Below are 17,414 nucleotides of genomic sequence, written 5' to 3'. Positions count from 1 at the left end.
TCATGCGCTCCCTCACCGCGTACGACCACTGAACCCCTTGGCATCAGTCATCTAGCGCAGGGCCGCCCGCCGGGCGACCGCGTGGACGAAGGCGCGGCCGCGCCGCGCCCCGAACAGCCGCCCGTAGCCCCGCTGGACCGGCCCCAGGGCGGTGGGCCGCACCGCGCCGAGCATCGCGAAGCGGGTGCCGCTGCCCTCTGGTACGGCGGCCATGCCGCCGACCACCAGGCGCGACTGCATCAGGCACCAGCCCGGGGCCAGCCGCACCTCGAAGGTGTCACGGATGCCGAGCACTCCCCTCGCGAGGGCACGCTTGCGGGGGCTGTCGCCCGGCGGGACCCGGAACTGCCGCAGGAATGGGACCAGCTGGGGCAGTTCGCCCTCCAGGTCCGCGGCGACCGCCCACACCCGCTCATACGGCAGGTCGATCCACTCCTCGGCATGGAGCGCGGCGTGCAGTCCCGCGGCCATGATGCGCAGCCGTGCCACCGGGTCAGTGCCCATCGGGTCACTGCCCATCGGGTCCACGTTCATCGGGTCCACGTTCATCGGGTCGGCGCTCATCGGGTCCATGCCTTTCGGAACGAGGAACGGGCCCGGTGCAGCCGGGACTTGACGGTGCCGGGGGCGATACCGAGCAGCCGGGCCGCGGCACGTTCGTCAAGCCCTTCCAGCTCGCGCAACACCAGTATCGCTCGCTGCTGGACCGACAGCCGGGCGAGCACATCCCGTACCTCCACGGCCAGTTCCCCGCCGTCCCCGGACAGCCGTCCGCCCAGCCGCGCGAGGTCATCGGGGTCGGCGGGCTGCTCGACAGCGGTGCGCCGCGCCACGCGCACCGCCTCCCGTACGGTGACGGTGCGCACCCAGCCGTAGAAGGCCTGGGGGTCCCGCAGTCCCCGCAGTCCCCGGAAGATCACCAACAGGGATTCCTGGACGGCGTCCGCGCTGTCGGCCGGAGCGATCGGCCGGCACAGCCGCGCCACATAGGGCGTGACCAGGGCCAGCAGTTCGTCCATGGCCAGTGCGTCGCCGTCCCGCGCGGCCCGGACCAGCCCGGCCGCGGCGACCCATGGCGCTTCGTCGTCGGGGACGTCGGGGACGTCGGGGACGTCGGGGACGTCGGGACCGTCAGGGTCGTCGGGCACGGTGAACCGACCGTCCTAGATCCGCCCCAGGCGCCACAGCCGCCATAGCCCGGTGCCGTCCGTCAGGTACTGCCCGCCGGAGATGGACGGCTTGGTGAGCACATAGTCCTTCTTCTGCCACAGCGGGATCATCGGCACATCCTCGGCGACGATCTTCTGGATGGTACGGAACTCCTCCGTCCCCTGGACCCGGCTGGTGGTCAGCTGTGCCGCGCGGATGAGCTTGTCCACCCGGCTGTTGGAGTAGCCGGAGTGGATGGTGTTGTCCGTGCTGACCAGGGGGCTGGTGAAGGTGTCCGGGTCGGGGTAGTCGGCGAACCAGCTCAGGCAGTAGGCGTCATAGGCGCCCTTGGCGTAACCCTCCTGGAACTCCTGCCACTCCACATACTTCGCATCCACCGTGAACAGCCCCGAGGACTCCAACTGCTTCTTCAGCAGCGCCGCTTCCTCCTTGGTCGCGGCGCCCTGGGAGTAGGCGAGGGCAAAGTGGACGGGCGTGCTCACCCCGGCGCGCTGGAGCAGCTGGCGGGCCCGGTCCGGGTCGGGCTTGGGGTAGAGGTCAAAGAAGGGAGTGGTGTGCCCGGCGAAGCCCTGTGGGATCAGGGAGTAGAGGGGTTCGACCGTGCGGCTGTGGACATCGCGGGCGAGGCCCGGCCGGTCGATGAGGTTGGCGATCGCCTGACGGACCGCCACCTCCTTGAGCGGGGAGTCCTTGCGCATATTGAAGATCATCGAGCGGATGGACGGGGCGGAGCTCTCGATCACCCGCTCATCGCTATTGGAGGCCGACAGCTTGGCGATCTTGGCGGGCGGCATGTCCCGGTTGACGACATCGACGGCGCGCTTGTCCCAGCTGTCGCTCAAACTCTGCGGATCCGAGAAGTACTTGACGGTCACCGGCCCGCCAACGCTCTTGATCGCGCCATGGTAGTGGTCATTGGGGGTCAGCTCCGCGAGCGAGCCCTTCTGGAAGCGCTTGAGCTGGTACGGCCCGGAGCCGTCCACCTCACCGCCCTCTCGCAGCTTGTCCGCCGGGTAGCGGGTGCTGTCCACGATGGAGCCCACACCCGAGGCGACCTTGAACGGGAAGGTGGCGTCCGAGCTGCCCAGCCGGAAGACCACCTCGTCGTCCCCGCTGGTCTCCACGGACTGCAGGGTCTGCAGCAGAACCGCGGCCCCCTGGGGGGAGTTGATGCGCTTGACGCGTTCGAAGGAGAACTTGACGTCCTTGACGGTCAGCGCATGCCCATTGGCGAACTTCAGGCCCGAGCGGAGCTTGCACGTATAGACGCGCATGCCGCCGTCCTTGAAGCCGCAGCTTTTGGCCGCGTCCGGGACCGGGGTCGCGCCGCCCGGCGCGAAGGTCATCAGCGATTGATAGACATTGCCGTACAGCGACCAGGAGCCGGTGTCATAGGCACCCGCGGGGTCGAGATGGCTGACCGTGGCGGTGGTACCGACGGTAATGGGCTTGCCGTCCTTGCCATCGGACGAGAAGAGCGAGCAGCCCGCGGTCCCCATACCCAGCAGCAGCACCATCGCAGTGCCCGCCGCGCCCGTTCCCCGGTTCCAGCTCCGGACCCCACGCATTGCCGTGTCTCCTCCACCCAGTGATGAGCCTCACCTAAACACACGAACGCGCGTACGTCTCGGAAATCGGCCAAGTGATCGGCTTCTGTGGCCGAAGCGCTATCGGAACGGGATCGCGGGGAGCGCCGGAAGAGGCGCCGCGGGGAGGCACTATGAGCTGCGCCGCACCGCTCGTAGACCACTCAACCCGATGAGGCCGACAGTCGTCCCCGGAAGAAACGAGGCGATCGCGAGTACTCAAGTGGATCCAGCAGCAGACGGTCGGAACTCACCCGGCCGCACCGGACAGTCCCTTGTCGTGGACACAAATATGCGCGCCCGAATACGGGCCGGGGACCCCGACGCGTTCGGGTCCCTCTTCGATGACTACGCAAGAGCGGTCTACAACCATGCGTTCCGGCTGACCGGAAACTGGTCCACCGCCGAGGACATCGTCGCGCTGACCTTCCTCGAGGCATGGCGGGTGCACACCCGTGTCGACCCGGAGGGTGACTCACTCCGGCCCTGGCTGCTCGGAATCGCCACCAATGTCGCCCGGAACACCCGCCGGGCCGGCCGCCGTCATGAGGCGGCCGTGGCAAGACTGCCCCGCGGCGAGGTAATGCCGGACTTCGCCGACGACCTGGTCACCCGTATCGACGACGCCGAGCAAATAGCCTCCCTCCAGGCCGCCTTGGGCACACTGCGCCGCGCCGAGCGGGAAGTGGTGGCCCTGTGCATCTGGTCCGAACTGGACTACGCCGCGGCCGCGCAGGCGCTGGATATTCCGATCGGCACGGTCCGTTCCCGGCTTTCCCGGGCCAGAAAGAAACTCCGCAAGCTCGGGAACCCGGAAGTCAGCCGCGAACAGGCAGCAGGTGGCCGCATTCCCGCGGCCTGGACCACCCAGGAGGAAGCCCGATGAGCGGCAAGCCATCCACACCCAACCCGGTCGAGCGCGCGGAGCTGGCCCGACTGCTGGCGGTCCCCGCCGAGCGGGACCTGCCCGGGGACCAGCATCGCCTCCTCAAGGAGCACCTGATGCGGGCGATCGAGCCGGCCACCGCCCCCGCCATCACCCCACGGGCACGGACCCGCCGACGCCTGCTGGTCGGCACCGCCGCCGCTGCCATGGCCGTCACGGCGGCCGTCTTCGCGGGCCTGCCGGACGATTCCCGGCGTGCGCCCACGGCCTCCGAGCAGGCGGTGCAATTGCTGAATCACATCGCCACGGTCGCGGCCCGCAAGCCCGAGGTGTCGGTTCGCGACGACCAGTTCGCCTACACCGAGATAAAGATGAGATTCCCCCTGGTCGCCGGCAAGCCCCTGGGCTCACTCCTCACAGAGCGGATGTGGAAGTCCGTCAACGGCTCCCGTGACAGCCTGACAGAGAGGCCGGATGGCTGGTCTGTCATCGGCATACCCTCGCCGAAAAGGGAAGCTTATAAGAGCCCGAAGCCGAATCTGGACAACCCCGACTACCGCTACCTGACCACTCTCCCCACCGACCCCGACGAGTTGCTCAAGCTGTTCTACGCCGACGACAGCGGCAGCTACGAAGTACGTCCGGACGACGTGGCGTTCGACCACATGGGCTCCATGCTCGAGATGAACCCCGTGCCTCCGAAGCTCGGTGCGGCCATCTATCAGGCCATGGCGAAGATCCCCAATGTGACCTTGATCAAGGACGAGACCGACGCAATAGGTCGCCATGGGGTTGCCATCGCCTATACGAGCGACAACCGGCGCATCGAGTGGATCTTCGACAAGCGCACCTATGAACTCCTCGGCTCGCGCGCCGTCTCGACGGCCGACGGCCCCCACGCCAAGAAGGGCGATGTCGACACCATCACCGCCATCACCACCCGGGGCGTTGTCGACAAGCCCGGCCAGCAGCCCGCCCAAGGCTCACAGCCCAACAGCGGTGAGCAGGGCACCACATAGCCGGCCACCACCCAACCGCCCGCCCGCAATCCATCGCCGCCGTGCCGACCCATCGGTGCGGCGGCGTTGCACATCCCATCCACCCGAACATCTGCACGCACCACGATCGGCCAACCGACCGGCTTCTGTGACCGGACGGCTAAGTGCGTCCTGCGACCGGGAAAGGCTCAACGGAGCGCGCGGAGGGTGCTATGAACTGCGCCGCAACGCTCGTACACCACGCAACCCGATGAGGCCGACAGCCGTCCCCAGAAGAAACGAGGTGATCGCGAGTGCCAGGTGGACCCAGAAGTAGGCGGTCGGATCGCCCGCGTCGTCAAAGGCGAGCCCGCTGCCGTCCTTCCACAAATTCTTTGCGAAAGTGATCCAAATGAGCCAGCTCCATCCGCCGAAGGCGAGCAGGAACCAGGACACGGGGCGCGAGAGGGTCGCAGGGGTTCGAGGGGCAGCGTCCCCGGAAGAATTCACCATGGGTTTCAGTATGCGATCCGCCTCCCCCGCTGGTCCTATCGGGTCCTCGGGGCAGGACCGCGCCACCGGGGCGGCCGCGCCCGGCGGGCGGGAAGGTACGTTCACCCCCGTGCCGACACCGACACCGACATCGACGCTGACCCCGCCCCGCCCGCGATACGCCCCGGCACGCGGCCGCGGAGCCGCGCTGCTGGCCGCCACCGGGGTGCTGCTGCTCCCGCCGGCCCTCGGCGCGCCCGCGTTCGCGACGCCGCATCCCAAGCCCTCGCACGGCGCCAATGACGGCAAGGGCAAGCCGCCGGCCAAGCGGCCGCCCGCGCAGATGTCGACGGTGGGCGGGGAGCTGCTCGGCAAGCCGGGCCCGCAGGTGCAGCTGACCCCGGGGGCGCCCGCGCTGCCCAAGGAGCTCAGCGGGGATTCCTGGCTGATCGCGGACGCGGAGTCGGGGGAGGTGCTGGCGGCCAAGAACGCGCACTGGAAACTGCCGCCCGCCTCCACCCTGAAGATGCTCTTCGCCGACACGGTGCTGCCGAAGTTCCCCAAGACCCAGGAACACAAGGTGGCGCCCTCGGACCTGGCGGGCATGGGCGAGGGCAGCAGCCAGGTGGGGATCAAGGAGGACTCGGCCTACTCCGTGCACGACCTCTGGCTCGGGGTCTTCCTTCGCTCGGGCAACGACGCGGTGCACGTACTGTCCTCGATGAACGGCGGCGTCGCCCAGACCGTCAAGGACATGCAGGCGCACGCGGAGCAGCTGCAGGCCAACGACACCCACGTCATCACGCCGGACGGCTATGACGCGGACGGCCAGGTGTCCAGCGCCTACGACCTGACGCTGTTCGCCCGTTCGGGGCTGCAGAAGGCGGACTTCCGGGAGTACTGCTCCACGGCCAGCGCCCAGTTCCCGGGCGAGGAGAAGAAGGGCAAGAAGCGCGAGACCTTCGGCATCCAGAACACCAACCGGCTGCTGACCGGCACCGGGGTGCCCGTCTACAAGGGCATCGCGGGGGTGAAGAACGGCTCCACCACCAACGCCGGGAACACCTTCACCGGGGTCGCCCAGCACGACGGCAAGAAGCTGCTGGTCACGGTGATGAACCCGGAGACCAAGGAGCCCAATGAGGTCTACAAGGAGAGCGCCCGCCTGCTGGACTGGGGCTTTGAGGCGGCGGGCCATGTCAAGCCGGTCGGCATGCTGGTCCCCCCGCTGAACGACACCGACAAGGGCGGCGACAAGGCCGGTGGCGGCCAGGGCGGGGACTCCACCCAGGCCTCCGTCTCCGGCTCGGGCGGCGGTGGCGGGATGTGGACGGCCGTCGGGATCACGGCCGGGGCGCTGGTGGCGCTGGCGGCGGCGGCGTTTGTGGTGCACCGCCGGTGGCCGCTTCCGGAGCTGGTGCGGCGCCGTCCTCGCCGGTAGCAGCGCCGTCCTCGCCGGTAGCAGCGGGCTCTTCGGTGTGCCGCGTGGCCGTCCACGCGGCACAGTAGAGGACCAGCTTCGCCATGAAGTTGATCCACAGCAGCAGCGCGATGGGCGTGCCGAAGGCGCCGTACATGCTCTTGGCCGCCACGCCGCTGAGATAGCCGTTCAGCACCAGCTTGAGCACCTCGAGGCCGACCGCGCCGGTCAGCGCGGCGACGGCCAGCCGGCGGGGGGCGGGGTGCACATCGGGCAGCCGGGTCAGGACGTACAGCATCAGCAGGAAGTCCGCGAGGACGGCCACACAGAACCCGGCCACCGACAGCAGCGCGCCGCCGGCCCCGCCCGAGGGCAGTCCGGCCTTGCCCGCCGCCCAGCCGACCGCCGCCGAGGCGAAGACCGAGCAGCCCAGGGACACCAGCAGGACACCGCCCAGGCCGATCAGCACCGCCGTGTCCTTCAGGCGCAGCAGGACCGGGTTGCCGGGGCTCTCCTCCAGCTCCCACACCGCGCGCAGGCACTCGCGGAGCGAGCCGACCCAGCCGATGCCGGTGAACAGCAGCAGCGCCCCGGCCACGATCCCGACCGTGCCCGCGTTGTCGACCAGGGTGCTCAGGTCGAGGCTGCCGGAGATGCCGGGCACCTGCTCGGCGATCCGGTGCTCCAGCTCGCGCACTCGCTGTTGGCTGAGTATGGCCGCGGTGATCGCCGCACCCAGGGTGAGCAGGGGGAAGAGGGCGACAAAGCTGGTGAAGGTGATCGCGGCGGCGAGCCGGGTCCATTTCACACGGACGAGCGTCCGGTAGGAGTGCCAGGCGTGGGTGCGCATCAGCCGGGCGGCCGGGGGACCGATCAGGGGGAGGCGGGTGAGCCGGTTCACGATGCACGTCTACCCAGTCCGGGGCGGTGGTTCCCCGGCCTCCGGCCGGGATCCCCCAGGGGAGGCCGGGACCCCTCAGGGGAGGGGGTGCGGCTGGGGGAAGGCCCCTGTCTGGCGGGGCAGCCGCGTGGGTGGTACCGCCGCCGGGGTCACGTCCGCCCCAAAGGGAAAGTCGCGCTCAAGGCGCCAGATACCGTCCTCTCCCTGCTCGTACAGCGCGAAGCCGTCCGTCGTCCAGGCGGCCTCGTAGTCCGCCAGCTCGGCGTATGCCCGGTCCATCGCCTCCTCGGCGATGCCATGGGCGACGGTGACATGCGGGTGGTAGGGGAACTGCAGCTCCCGGGCCAGCGGCCCGGAGGCGTCCCGAACCCGCTTCTGGAGCCAGGCGCAGGCGGCGGAGCCCTCCACCACATTGACGAAGACCACCGGTGACAGGGGCCGGAAGGTGCCCGTACCGGACAGCCGCATGCCGAACGGCCGGCCCCGGGCCGCCACCTCGGCGAGGTGGGCCTCGACGGCGGGCAGCGTGCCGGCCGCCACCTCGGTCGGCGGCAGCAGGGTGACATGCGTGGGGATGCCGTGGGCGTGCGGGTCTCCGAAGCCCTCGCGGCGCTTCTGGAGGAAGCTGCCATAAGGCTCCGGGACCGCGATCGAAACGCCGAGCGTTACGGTCCCCATCGCGTTCTCCCTCCTGTGCGCCTGTGTATGTCCCCGTGGTCAGTGTGGCGGCTGCGCCGGGCACCCTGCCAGATCTTCTGGCCTGCGGCGCAGCGGACCCAGGATGCCCCGCGCCGTTCCGCTCGTCCGGCGGGTCAGTGTTTGGCGGGCAGGAAGCCCACCCGGTCGTACGCCTGGGCCAGGGTTTCGGCCGCGACGGCGCGGGCCTTCTCGGCGCCCTTGGCCAGGATCGAGTCCAGCGTCTCCGGGTCGTCCAGATATTCCAGCGTGCGGTCGCGGAAGGGGGTCACCCATTCCACCATCACGTCGGCGAGGTCGGTCTTGAGCGCACCGTAGCCCTTGCCCTCGTACTTTTGCTCAAGTTCCGCGATTCCGGTACCGGTGAGCGTGGAGTAGATGGTGAGGAGGTTGCTGACGCCGGGCTTCTTCTCCTGGTCGAAGCGGATCACCGTGTCGGTGTCGGTGACCGCGCTCTTGATCTTCTTCGCGGAGACCTTGGGCTCGTCGAGGAGGTTGATCAGGCCCTTGGCGGACGAGGCCGACTTGCTCATCTTGGCCGTCGGGTCCTGCAGGTCGTAGATCTTCGCGGTCTCGCGGACGATATGCGCGGCGGGCAGGGTGAAGGTCTGGCCGAAGCGGGTGTTGAAGCGCTCGGCGAGGTCGCGGGTGAGCTCGATGTGCTGGCGCTGGTCCTCCCCGACGGGGACGGCGTCGGCCTGGTAGAGCAGGATGTCGGCGACCTGGAGGACCGGGTAGGTGAACAGGCCGACGGTGGTGCGGTCGGCGCCCTGCTTGGCCGACTTGTCCTTGAACTGGGTCATCCGGGAGGCCTCGCCGAAGCCGGTGAGGCAGTTCATCACCCAGCCGAGCTGGGCGTGCTCGGGGACATGGCTCTGGACGAACAGCGTGCAGCGCTCCGGGTCGAGGCCCGCGGCCAGCAGCTGGGCGGCGGCGAAGCGGGTGTTGGCGCGCAGCTCCTCGGGGTCCTGCGGCACGGTGATCGCGTGCAGATCGACAACCGTGTAGAACGCGTCATGGGTCTCCTGCAGCGCCACCCAGCGCCGGACGGCGCCGAGGTAGTTCCCCAGATGGAAGGAACCGGCGGTGGGCTGGATACCGGACAGTGCACGCGGACGATCAAGGGCCATGCACTCATTCTCTCAGGTGCTGTGACCGACTCGGTCCGGCCATGCGGCGGTGGTGTTAGAAAGGCGTCAACAGCATGCGCCGACCTTGAACGGAGAGCACGTTGACCACTACGCCATCCACTCCCACGGATCGCAGCATCGCCGCCGCCGAAGCGCATAGCGCGCACAACTACCATCCCCTGCCGGTCGTGGTGGCCAGTGCCGAGGGAGCGTGGATGACCGATGTCGAGGGGCGCCGCTACCTCGACATGCTGGCCGGCTACTCGGCGCTCAACTTCGGCCACGGCAACGCCCGTTTGATCAACGCGGCCAAGGCGCAGCTGGACCGGGTCACCCTCACCTCGCGCGCCTTTCACCACGATCGCTTCGCGGACTTCTGTACCGAGCTCGCCGCGCTGTGCGGCATGGAGATGGTGCTGCCGATGAACACCGGTGCGGAGGCCGTCGAGACGGCCGTCAAGACCGCGCGCAAATGGGGTTACCGGGTCAAGGGGGTGCCGGACGGCAAGGCGAAGATCGTCGTCGCCGACAACAACTTCCACGGCCGGACGACCACCATCGTCAGCTTCTCCACCGACCCGGAGGCCCGCGCGGACTTCGGCCCGTACACCCCCGGTTTCGAGATCGTCCCCTATGGCGATCTGGCCGCCCTGGAGGCCGCCGTCGACGAGCACACGGTTGCCGTGCTGCTGGAGCCGATCCAGGGCGAGGCGGGGGTGCTGGTGCCGCCGGACGGCTATCTGCCGGGTGTACGGCGGCTGACCGCCGAGCGGAATGTGCTCTTCATCGCGGATGAGATCCAGTCCGGGCTGGGGCGCACCGGCCGGACCTTCGCCTGTGAGCACGAGAATGTCGTCCCGGACATGTACGTGCTGGGCAAGGCCCTGGGCGGCGGGGTGGTCCCGGTCTCGGCGGTGGTCTCCTCCCGCGAGGTGCTCGGCGTCTACCGGCCCGGCGAACACGGCTCGACCTTCGGCGGCAACCCGCTCGCCTGTGCGGTGGCCCTGGAGGTGATCGCCATCCTCAGAACGGGTGAGTACCAGCAGCGGGCCACCGAGCTGGGCGAGCACCTCCACCATGAGCTGGGCCTGCTGGCGACCGGTGGCGCGGTCGACGCGGTCCGCGGCCGCGGCCTGTGGGCGGGGGTCGACATCGCCCCGGCCCATGGCACCGGGCGCGAGATCTCCGAGCGGCTGCTGGAGCGCGGGGTGCTGGTCAAGGACACCCATGGTGCGACGATCCGCCTCGCCCCGCCGCTGGTGATCAGCAAGGAGGACCTGGACTGGGGGCTGGACCAGCTGCGGGCGGTGCTGGCGGACTGACCCGCGGGGCCCGTGCCGGCCCATCGGACACGCCCTGGGGCGTGCCATCGGACACGGCCTACAGTCGGACCGTGATTCTGGGCATGCTCTGCGCACTCGGTTCGGCCGTCTGTTTCGGTACCGCCTCCGTCCTGCAGGCGGTGGCCGCCCGGGCCGCCGCGCCCGGCAGCGGATCGGGAGTTGACCCGGTACTGCTGGTACGGGCGGCGCGGCAGTGGCGCTATGTGGCGGGGCTGGCGCTCGATGGGCTGGGCTTTCTGCTGGAGTTGGTGGCGCTGCGCTCACTGCCGATCTATGCGGTGGGCGCCGCGCTCGCCGCGAGCCTCGCGGTGACGGCGGTGGTCGCGGCGCGGGTGCTGCGGGTGCGGCTGAGCGGGGTGGAGTGGGCGGCGGTGGGGGTGGTCTGCGGTGGGCTGGCGTTGCTCGGCCTGTCCTCCGGGGCCGAGGGGGACCGTACCGGCTCCATGGCGCTGCGCATCGGTGTGCTGTGTGTGGCGGCCGGGGTGCCGGCGGCCGGCGCGGCGGCCGGGCGGCTGCCGGGCCGGGCCCGGGCGGCGGCCCTGGGGCTGGGCGCGGGCCTGGGGTTCGGTGTGGTGGAGGTGGCGGTACGGCTCATCGACCACCTCTCACCGGGCGCGGTGCTGGCCAACCCCGCCTCCTACGCCCTGCTGCTCGGCGGCGGCGCGGCGTTCCTGCTGCTCACCTCGGCCCTCCAGCGCGGCTCGGTGACGGCCGCGACCGCCGGGATGGTGCTCGGCGAAACCCTGGGCCCCGCGCTGGTCGGCGTGGCCTGGCTCGGCGACCGCACCCGCCCCGGGCTGGCACCGCTGGCCATGGCGGGCTTCGCCCTCGCGATCCTGGGCGCCCTGGCACTGGCCCGCTTCGGCGAGGCGCCGGAGCCGGTCCGGCCGGGTTCGTAAAGCCCGTCCGGAGACCCACCGGACACCCAGCGGACACCCACCGGACACCTCCTAAAGCGCGGGCGGCAGTACCTCCAGCAGGGTCTCCAGCGCTCCGGAGAACGCGTGCTCCGGCGGCGTCCCATAGGCGACGATCAATCCCTCCGCGCCCCCGGCCTCGTTCCCCCGCCGGTAGGCGTTCAGCCCTTCCAGGGCCAGCCCCCGCCAGGCGGCCGCCCGTACCGCGACCCGCTCGCCGCCGGGCGGGAGTTCCAGCACCGCGTGCAGCCCGGCCGCGATGCCGGTGACCTTGAGGTGCGGCGCCCGCTCGGCGAGCGCGGCCACCAGGTGGTCCCGGCGCCGCCGGTAGCGCAGCCGCATGGAGCGCACATGCCGGTCGTACGCGCCGGAGTTGATGAACTCCGCCAGCGTGAGCTGGTCCAGCGCGCTACCGCCCCACTCCCCCGTGTCCTTGACGGCGAGCACCTCGTCGACCAGATGCTCCGGCAGCACCAGCCAGCCCATCCGCAACCCGGGCGCCAGCGACTTGCTCACCGTGCCGCAGTGGACGACGTGTTCCGGCGCCAGGCCCTGCAGGGCACCGACCGGCTGGCGGTCGTAGCGGAACTCGCCGTCGTAGTCGTCCTCCAGGATCAGCCCGTCCACCCGGGACGCCCACTCCACCACGGCGGCCCGCCGGTCCGGGTGCAGCGGGACGCCGGTGGGGAACTGGTGGGAGGGGGTGAGCAGTACGGTGCGCAGCCCCTGGTGACCGGCCAACTCGGCCACCCGCGCGCCGTGTTCGTCCAGCGGCAGCGGAATCGTCCGCAGCCCCTCCCGCTCCAGGGTCTCGCGGTGGTGCCACAGGCCGTACCCCTCGACTCCCGTCTCCTGCGCGCCACGCCTCCGCAGCACCCGCCCCAGCATGGCCAGACCCTGTGCGAAGCCGGCGCAGAGGACGATCCGTTCGGGGTCCGCGCGCACCCCGCGCGCCCGGGCCAGGTAGTCCGCGAGGGCGGCCCGGAGTTCCGGGCGGCCGCCCCCGCGTTCGTAGCCGAAGGCCGTGTTCGGGGCGGCGGTCAGGGCGCGGCGGGCGGCCGACAGCCAGGCGGCGCGCGGGAAGGCGGACACATCGGGGGCGCCGGGGCGCAGGTCGTAGGCGGGCCTGGTGGCGGGTACGGGCCGGGGCCCCCGCCCCGGCGGCCGCGGGGCGGGGAGCGAGGCGACCCGGGTGCCGGAGCCCTGCCGGGCGGTCAGCCAGCCTTCGGCGACCAGCTCGCCATAGGCATCGGCCACGGTGTTGCGGGCCAGCCCCAGATCGATGGCGAGGGAGCGGGAGGAGGGCAGCCGGGTTCCGGGGGCGAGCCGGCCGGACCGCACCGCGTCGCGCAGTGCCTTGATGAGCGCGGCGCGCATCCCGCCCGGGCCGGTCAGGTCGAGATGCAGATCGGCACCGGCGACCCGGCTCGAAGTAGCCCACGATTCCTTCATGGAAGTGGACCATACCCATGGGCTACCGGGCTCCTAGGGTCGGAGTCATGACGACGAACCCGACGCCCGGCGACCACCCCCGGATCAACGTCAGCAAACTCTCCCCCGAGGTCTACCAGGCGATGTTCGCCCTGGAGCGGGCCGTCTGCCAGGACATCGACCCGACGATCTCCGACCTGGTGAAGATCCGCGCCTCGCAGATCAATCACTGTGCCTTCTGCATCGACCTGCACATCAAGGACGCCCGCAAGGCGGGTGAGACCGAGGAGCGCATCCACCTCCTCAACGCCTGGCGGGAGGCCGAGGGCTACTACACCGAGAAGGAACGGGCGGCCCTCGCCCTCGCCGAGGCGGTCACCGTTCTGACCGACGGCTTCGTCCCCGACGAGGTCTATGAGCGCGCCGCCCGGCACTTCGGGGAGCGGGAACTCGCCCAACTGATCTCGGCGATCGCCGCCATCAACGCCTGGAACCGGCTCGCCGTGACGACCCGCAAGACCCCGGGTCACCAGCGATGACCGCCGCGGCGACATTGCGCGCCCTGCACCACGGCCGCACCCCCGACGACCCCCTGATCCTGCCCAACCCCTGGGACGCGGCCGGCGCCCGGGCCTTCGCCGACGCCGGGTTCCCGGCCCTGGCCACCCCGAGCAAGGGCGTCTCGCTGTCGCTGGGATACCCGGACGGCGCCCTGCCCCCCGGCGAGATGTTCGCGGCGGTCGCCCGGATCGCCCGGGCGGTGGACGTCCCGGTGACCGCCGATGTCGAGGACGGATACGGGCTCGCGCCCGCCGAGTTGGTGGCCCGCCTGCTGGACACCGGCGCGGTCGGCTGCAACCTGGAGGACACCGACCGGATCACCGGCGAGCTCAAGGACCCCCACGCGCACGCGGATTGGCTGGCCGCCGTGCGGGCCGAGGCGGGCGATGCGCTGGTCGTCAACGCCCGCATCGACACCTTCCTGCGCAAGGTGCCGGACGCGGCCCGGGCCGCGCTGGAGCGCGCCCGGCTGTACGCGGCGGCGGGCGCCGACTGCGTCTACCCGATCTTCGCCCCGGTGGAGCACCTCGCGGAGATCGGCGCGGCGGCCGGCCTGCCGGTCAACGCCCTCGCCCTGCCCGGCGGCCCCTCGCCCCGCGAACTGGGCCAACTGGGCGCGTCCCGGGTGACGTTCGGGCCGGGGCAGTACCTGCGAACGATGGCGGCCGTGGCGGACATCGCGAAGGAGCTGCGCGGAGAGTGACGGTCAAGGGCCGAGAATGAGCCGACCGGGCGGTCACACCGCACCGGTCGGCTGCCCTGTCCCACTGCTACCTGAGCGCCAGACTCCGCTTGGCCACGGCCTGGTTGTGTGTCCTGGCCCTGTCCAACTGCGGCTGCCTGGCCGCGACCAGTTGCCGCTGGATCCTGGATTCGGTGTTGAACCAGACATCGGTCAACCCCGTTGATTGTTTGCAGTCGACTTCGGCGACGGCAATCTTCTTTGTCTCCGGGCTGGTGGCCCAGCCGTCCTCCTTCGGGCCCCGAGTGATGTCGAATGGCGTCTTGTAGTCGTAGCCCTGGTCCTTCATGCACGAGGACCAGGAGGTGAACGCATTCTGCACGTCCGGGTCGTTCATGGACTGGGTGAAGCTCTCGCCGCCGATTTCGGCTGCGACGCTCTCGTCGTACTGGCCGACGCTCGCATTCGCCTCGGCGTTGCACCCGCCCTTGGGAAGGTCCTGACCATTGACGGCCGGAACCTCTTCCCCCTTGTCGTTCTTGCCGTACAGCGCGTCCAGCACGGCGCTGCCGGGTTCCCATTGCGGTGGTTCACCCGGGTCGTCGGGCAAGGCGTATCCCCACTGCTCGGCCGCCGCCCGGTCCGCCAGACCATAGCGCCGTTCCAGATTCGCCGAGTCGTTTGTGGGCGGCGGGTAGTCCCCAGGCTTGACGGGCGGTTCATAGGTGAGCCCATAGCGGGCCATACACGTCTGCACCGACTTCAGCTGGGCGGCCTTTTGTGCGGCGGCATCCGCGTAGGGGACGAGGTACTGCTGGGCCGGCAGCCGGTGGTCCTTGAGCAGGCCGCTGCGTATGGCGGTGTCCGGCGCCTTGGCCTTGAGCGGCACCGGAGCGGCAACGTTCACCGGGGCCGGACGGCCCTGCAGGTGGTCGGTGCCGTACCAGGTGAGACCGGCGACGGCGCCGACGAGGAGCACCGCGGAAGCGACCTTCGTGGTCATGCGATCGGTCATTGCGCTACCACGCCCATCGCCGGCTGGAGGCATTGTTGTTCCGGACGGCGGGTATGAGCCTGCCGATCCATCCGGGGGGAATCGTGTCCAAATACCCCTCGTAGTAGGAGTTGTAGAAGACCGAGTGGTTCACATAGTCCTGGTTCGCCACCGCGGCTGCGGCATTCTCCAACTGCTGACCGCTTCCGTAGGCATCCGGATAGCACCTGGTGTCGACGCCCAGCCGGAAATGGATGACGGAATGACCGGGCTGGTTCCGGAACTCATAGCGAGTCGTATGGCCGTGCTCGGTCCGGCCCCAGTGGTCGGGAATCGTCCGGTTCGTGAGGAAGCAGGAGCTGTACAACACCCCGCTGTTCTGCGGTCCGTAGTAGAAGAGGCCGAAGCAGGCTCCGGTATTGGAGCTGCACAGATCCCAGTCATAGCTGACGCTGTTCGCACTTGCCGGAGTGGCGGATGAGAATGCCGCGGCGGCCGCGAGGGCCGCGCCGGCGGCAAACACACCTGCTTTTCCGTGCCGTTTCACCCTGGGTTTTCCTCTTTGTTTTTCGAGGGGTTCATTCATGCGGCGGATTCTTCATGATCCTGGCTGGTTCCCAACAGGTTCGAACCGGCCGCGCATACCCCGGGAACGGATCACACGCCTCGTACCGGAACGGACGTCTCGACAGCGTCCGCCGCCCGCTCGCCCGACCGGGGCCGACACCCCCGTCGAACCCGCCATGAAGCGCTGATCACAGCGCGGATCGCCGGTCAACTCCGACCTGACATAGTCGCCTTGAGAATCTCGCATCTGCCCGGGATTGGCCGCATACTGGCACCGACAGGTACGACCATCTTGGACTTGGCTGAAAATCGCCGTCCCGGTGACAGGACGCCCACGGTCCGACCGGACCGGTCCGCTACCCGAGGTAACCGCACTCCCGCCTTGGTAGCGTCCCCCAATGGACCTGATACCAGAGGCTTTTGCCCGCATCACAACCGATCGCGAGGGCGAGTCGGGCCGCGCCTGGCTCAGCACCCTGCCGGACCTGGTGGACGACCTGCTGCGGCAGTGGGACTGCGCGAGAATCGGCCCGGTCGCCCACGGGCAGGTCGGCATCGTGGTTCCGGTGCGCCGTGCGGACGGCGAGCCCGCCGTGCTGAAGGTCTCCTTCCCGCACCCCGGCAACGTCCATGAGCCGGATGCACTGGCGCACTGGGCGGGCCAGGGTGCGGTGTTGCTCCTGGAACGGGACGACGACCGCTTCGCCATGCTGCTGGAGCAGGCCGGACCGGCCACCCTCGCCGATCTCGAGGACGCCGACGAAATGATGTCCCTCGCCGGTGAACTCGCCCGGCGGCTGGCCGTACCGGCCCCGCCGGGGCTGCCCCGGCTGCGCGACCACCTGGTCGAGTGGGAGGAGCAACTCCGCAAGGACGCCGTCCGGTTCGGGCATCCACTGCCCGGGTATGCGCTTGACGCGGCCCTCGCGACCGTACGCGAGCTGGGCCCCGACCAGCCCGACACGCTCTTCCACGGCGACCTGCACGCCCACAATGTGCTGCGCGCATCCCGCGAACCCTGGCTCGCCATCGACCCCAAGGGCCACATCGGCGACCCCGCCCACGACTGCTCCACCATCCTGCGCAGCCGCGCCGAGGACCTGCTGGCCGCACCCGACCTCAAGGCCGCACTGCTGCGCCGACTCGCGATCTTCGCCGACGCCGCCGGGATCGACCCCGAACGCGGCCGCCGGTGGGCCCAGTTCCGCGTGGTGATGTCCGCCCACCGCGCCCGCGACGAGGGCAGCCCCGAGTGGATGATCCAGGCGTACGAGCAGGTGGCGGGGGTGCTGGCCTAAGGGAGGTGCAGCTACGGGGAAGTGGCTGTCCAGGCACGCAGCCGCGCCGCCGTCTGCACGACATTGATGATCCCGCATTCAGATTCGGCGACGAGAGTGGCGGCATCATCCGGCTTCCACTTCAAACGGTGACCGTTGATGACGAGAAACATCTCGGCGGCAGTCCAAGCGAATGTCGTGTTGTGGTCCGCGAGGGGCTTCAGACGCACGATCGTCTCCAGCAGAGCGGCGGCCTTCAACCAGTCCGAGCCGTACACATCCCGCCCCATGTAGGCAGCACGTGTACGATATGCGGCCGCATCGAGCTTGCCACGTTAACTGAACTAGTTGGCGTCTTTTCGCAGGTCAGTGACGTTTCCACGG

The 17,414-nt window shown here is 69.9% G+C and carries 19 protein-coding genes; 8 read left to right on the top strand and 11 right to left on the bottom strand.

Translation table 11 applies throughout. The annotated features are described in order from the left end of the window. Nucleotides 1-51 precede the first annotated feature (51 nt). From ABCR83_RS30460 to ABCR83_RS30450, 3 genes are read right to left on the bottom strand one after another with little or no spacing between them, the layout of a single operon-like run. On the bottom strand, nucleotides 52-564 hold the full coding sequence (locus ABCR83_RS30460) for a hypothetical protein (protein ID WP_462698471.1): 513 nt from the start codon (nucleotides 562-564) through the stop codon (nucleotides 52-54). Next, the gene (locus ABCR83_RS30455) at nucleotides 561-1,148 is read right to left on the bottom strand and encodes an RNA polymerase sigma factor (protein ID WP_462698469.1); all 588 of its coding nucleotides are present in this window, start codon (nucleotides 1,146-1,148) and stop codon (nucleotides 561-563) included. Before ABCR83_RS30455 ends, ABCR83_RS30460 begins: the two co-directional genes overlap by 4 nt. A gap of 15 nt (nucleotides 1,149-1,163) precedes the next feature. Further along, the gene (locus ABCR83_RS30450) at nucleotides 1,164-2,738 is read right to left on the bottom strand and encodes an ABC transporter substrate-binding protein (protein ID WP_462698468.1); all 1,575 of its coding nucleotides are present in this window, start codon (nucleotides 2,736-2,738) and stop codon (nucleotides 1,164-1,166) included. Between the two features lie 310 nt (nucleotides 2,739-3,048). On the opposite strand from ABCR83_RS30450, the gene ABCR83_RS30445 reads away from it, so the two are divergent. Then, on the top strand, nucleotides 3,049-3,642 hold the full coding sequence (locus ABCR83_RS30445) for an RNA polymerase sigma factor (RefSeq protein WP_462698474.1): 594 nt from the start codon (nucleotides 3,049-3,051) through the stop codon (nucleotides 3,640-3,642). Beyond that, nucleotides 3,639-4,661: a CU044_5270 family protein gene (locus ABCR83_RS30440; protein ID WP_462698467.1), complete on the top strand. Its 1,023-nt coding sequence runs from the start codon at nucleotides 3,639-3,641 to the stop codon at nucleotides 4,659-4,661. The genes ABCR83_RS30445 and ABCR83_RS30440 overlap by 4 nt, the downstream gene beginning before the upstream one ends. Before the next feature lie 189 nt (nucleotides 4,662-4,850). Here ABCR83_RS30440 and ABCR83_RS30435 read toward each other — a convergent pair whose 3' ends face one another. Beyond that, nucleotides 4,851-5,132, bottom strand: coding sequence for an SCO4848 family membrane protein (locus ABCR83_RS30435; protein ID WP_462698466.1), 282 nt, complete (start codon nucleotides 5,130-5,132; stop codon nucleotides 4,851-4,853). Between the two features lie 10 nt (nucleotides 5,133-5,142). On the opposite strand from ABCR83_RS30435, the gene ABCR83_RS30430 reads away from it, so the two are divergent. Beyond that, nucleotides 5,143-6,552, top strand: a complete 1,410-nt coding sequence (locus tag ABCR83_RS30430) for a D-alanyl-D-alanine carboxypeptidase family protein (protein WP_462698473.1) — start codon at nucleotides 5,143-5,145, stop codon at nucleotides 6,550-6,552. Here the strand turns inward: ABCR83_RS30430 and ABCR83_RS30425 are convergent. The 3 genes from ABCR83_RS30425 to trpS all read right to left on the bottom strand — a co-directional run bounded on the left by ABCR83_RS30425 (nucleotide 6,455) and on the right by trpS (nucleotide 9,258). Next, nucleotides 6,455-7,432 carry a YihY/virulence factor BrkB family protein gene (locus ABCR83_RS30425; protein WP_462698465.1) on the bottom strand — a complete coding sequence of 326 codons (978 nt, stop codon included), beginning with the start codon at nucleotides 7,430-7,432 and terminating at the stop codon, nucleotides 6,455-6,457. The two genes, ABCR83_RS30430 and ABCR83_RS30425, sit on opposite strands and share 98 nt — an antisense overlap. Before the next feature lie 75 nt (nucleotides 7,433-7,507). Then, the gene (locus ABCR83_RS30420; protein WP_462698464.1) at nucleotides 7,508-8,110 is read right to left on the bottom strand and encodes a 2'-5' RNA ligase family protein; all 603 of its coding nucleotides are present in this window, start codon (nucleotides 8,108-8,110) and stop codon (nucleotides 7,508-7,510) included. A gap of 134 nt (nucleotides 8,111-8,244) precedes the next feature. Beyond that, complete coding sequence (trpS, locus tag ABCR83_RS30415) at nucleotides 8,245-9,258, bottom strand: tryptophan--tRNA ligase (protein ID WP_462698463.1); 1,014 nt, start codon at nucleotides 9,256-9,258, stop codon at nucleotides 8,245-8,247. A 101-nt stretch (nucleotides 9,259-9,359) separates the two neighbouring features. Between trpS and rocD the strand changes: the two genes are divergently transcribed. Together rocD and ABCR83_RS30405 are read left to right on the top strand one after the other, a co-directional pair. Continuing rightward, the gene (gene rocD, locus ABCR83_RS30410; RefSeq protein ID WP_462698462.1) at nucleotides 9,360-10,580 is read left to right on the top strand and encodes an ornithine--oxo-acid transaminase; all 1,221 of its coding nucleotides are present in this window, start codon (nucleotides 9,360-9,362) and stop codon (nucleotides 10,578-10,580) included. Nucleotides 10,581-10,663: 83 nt separating this feature from the next. Further along, on the top strand, nucleotides 10,664-11,500 hold the full coding sequence (locus ABCR83_RS30405) for a hypothetical protein (RefSeq protein WP_462698472.1): 837 nt from the start codon (nucleotides 10,664-10,666) through the stop codon (nucleotides 11,498-11,500). A gap of 51 nt (nucleotides 11,501-11,551) precedes the next feature. Here the strand turns inward: ABCR83_RS30405 and pdxR are convergent, their stop codons facing one another. Further along, nucleotides 11,552-12,970, bottom strand: a complete 1,419-nt coding sequence (pdxR, locus tag ABCR83_RS30400) for a MocR-like pyridoxine biosynthesis transcription factor PdxR (RefSeq protein WP_462698461.1) — start codon at nucleotides 12,968-12,970, stop codon at nucleotides 11,552-11,554. Between the two features lie 47 nt (nucleotides 12,971-13,017). On the opposite strand from pdxR, the gene ABCR83_RS30395 reads away from it, so the two are divergent. Continuing rightward, nucleotides 13,018-13,488 carry a carboxymuconolactone decarboxylase family protein gene (locus tag ABCR83_RS30395; protein ID WP_462698460.1) on the top strand — a complete coding sequence of 157 codons (471 nt, stop codon included), beginning with the start codon at nucleotides 13,018-13,020 and terminating at the stop codon, nucleotides 13,486-13,488. Beyond that, entirely contained in the window at nucleotides 13,485-14,213 is a 729-nt protein-coding gene (locus ABCR83_RS30390; RefSeq protein ID WP_462698459.1) for an isocitrate lyase/PEP mutase family protein, read from the top strand. The genes ABCR83_RS30395 and ABCR83_RS30390 overlap by 4 nt, the downstream gene beginning before the upstream one ends. Before the next feature lie 67 nt (nucleotides 14,214-14,280). On the opposite strand, the gene ABCR83_RS30385 is transcribed toward ABCR83_RS30390, so the two are convergent. Then, nucleotides 14,281-15,195, bottom strand: a complete 915-nt coding sequence (locus ABCR83_RS30385) for a hypothetical protein (RefSeq protein WP_462698458.1) — start codon at nucleotides 15,193-15,195, stop codon at nucleotides 14,281-14,283. A gap of 16 nt (nucleotides 15,196-15,211) precedes the next feature. Continuing rightward, complete coding sequence (locus tag ABCR83_RS30380; RefSeq protein WP_462698457.1) at nucleotides 15,212-15,772, bottom strand: hypothetical protein; 561 nt, start codon at nucleotides 15,770-15,772, stop codon at nucleotides 15,212-15,214. 379 nt (nucleotides 15,773-16,151) lie between these two features. Between ABCR83_RS30380 and ABCR83_RS30375 the strand changes: the two genes are divergently transcribed. Continuing rightward, nucleotides 16,152-17,051 (top strand): aminoglycoside phosphotransferase family protein, encoded by a 900-nt coding sequence (locus ABCR83_RS30375; RefSeq protein ID WP_462698456.1) that lies wholly within the window; start codon nucleotides 16,152-16,154, stop codon nucleotides 17,049-17,051. Nucleotides 17,052-17,062: 11 nt separating this feature from the next. Here the strand turns inward: ABCR83_RS30375 and ABCR83_RS30370 are convergent, their stop codons facing one another. Continuing rightward, nucleotides 17,063-17,308 (bottom strand): hypothetical protein, encoded by a 246-nt coding sequence (locus ABCR83_RS30370; protein ID WP_462698455.1) that lies wholly within the window; start codon nucleotides 17,306-17,308, stop codon nucleotides 17,063-17,065. Nucleotides 17,309-17,414 lie beyond the last annotated feature (106 nt).

This window comes from Streptomyces xingningensis, assembly GCF_054957865.1.
Note: the sequence above shows the minus strand (reverse complement) of the source record. Positions and strands in the feature narration are given on the sequence as shown.

Bases quoted from the DNA above. Each gene is read 5' to 3' on its own strand.
- ABCR83_RS30430 (WP_462698473.1), top strand. From the start codon at position 5,143: ATGCGATCCGCCTCCCCCGCTGGTCCTATCGGGTCCTCGGGGCAGGAC.
- ABCR83_RS30405 (WP_462698472.1), top strand. From the start codon at position 10,664: ATGCTCTGCGCACTCGGTTCGGCCGTCTGTTTCGGTACCGCCTCCGTC.
- ABCR83_RS30380 (WP_462698457.1), bottom strand. From the start codon at position 15,772: ATGAATGAACCCCTCGAAAAACAAAGAGGAAAACCCAGGGTGAAACGG.
- ABCR83_RS30460 (WP_462698471.1), bottom strand. From the start codon at position 564: ATGAGCGCCGACCCGATGAACGTGGACCCGATGAACGTGGACCCGATG.
- ABCR83_RS30450 (WP_462698468.1), bottom strand. From the start codon at position 2,738: ATGCGTGGGGTCCGGAGCTGGAACCGGGGAACGGGCGCGGCGGGCACT.
- ABCR83_RS30440 (WP_462698467.1), top strand. From the start codon at position 3,639: ATGAGCGGCAAGCCATCCACACCCAACCCGGTCGAGCGCGCGGAGCTG.
- ABCR83_RS30395 (WP_462698460.1), top strand. From the start codon at position 13,018: ATGACGACGAACCCGACGCCCGGCGACCACCCCCGGATCAACGTCAGC.
- ABCR83_RS30390 (WP_462698459.1), top strand. From the start codon at position 13,485: ATGACCGCCGCGGCGACATTGCGCGCCCTGCACCACGGCCGCACCCCC.
- trpS (WP_462698463.1), bottom strand. From the start codon at position 9,258: ATGGCCCTTGATCGTCCGCGTGCACTGTCCGGTATCCAGCCCACCGCC.
- ABCR83_RS30420 (WP_462698464.1), bottom strand. From the start codon at position 8,110: ATGGGGACCGTAACGCTCGGCGTTTCGATCGCGGTCCCGGAGCCTTAT.
- ABCR83_RS30385 (WP_462698458.1), bottom strand. From the start codon at position 15,195: ATGACCACGAAGGTCGCTTCCGCGGTGCTCCTCGTCGGCGCCGTCGCC.
- ABCR83_RS30445 (WP_462698474.1), top strand. From the start codon at position 3,049: ATGCGCGCCCGAATACGGGCCGGGGACCCCGACGCGTTCGGGTCCCTC.
- ABCR83_RS30375 (WP_462698456.1), top strand. From the start codon at position 16,152: ATGGACCTGATACCAGAGGCTTTTGCCCGCATCACAACCGATCGCGAG.
- ABCR83_RS30435 (WP_462698466.1), bottom strand. From the start codon at position 5,132: ATGGTGAATTCTTCCGGGGACGCTGCCCCTCGAACCCCTGCGACCCTC.
- pdxR (WP_462698461.1), bottom strand. From the start codon at position 12,970: ATGAAGGAATCGTGGGCTACTTCGAGCCGGGTCGCCGGTGCCGATCTG.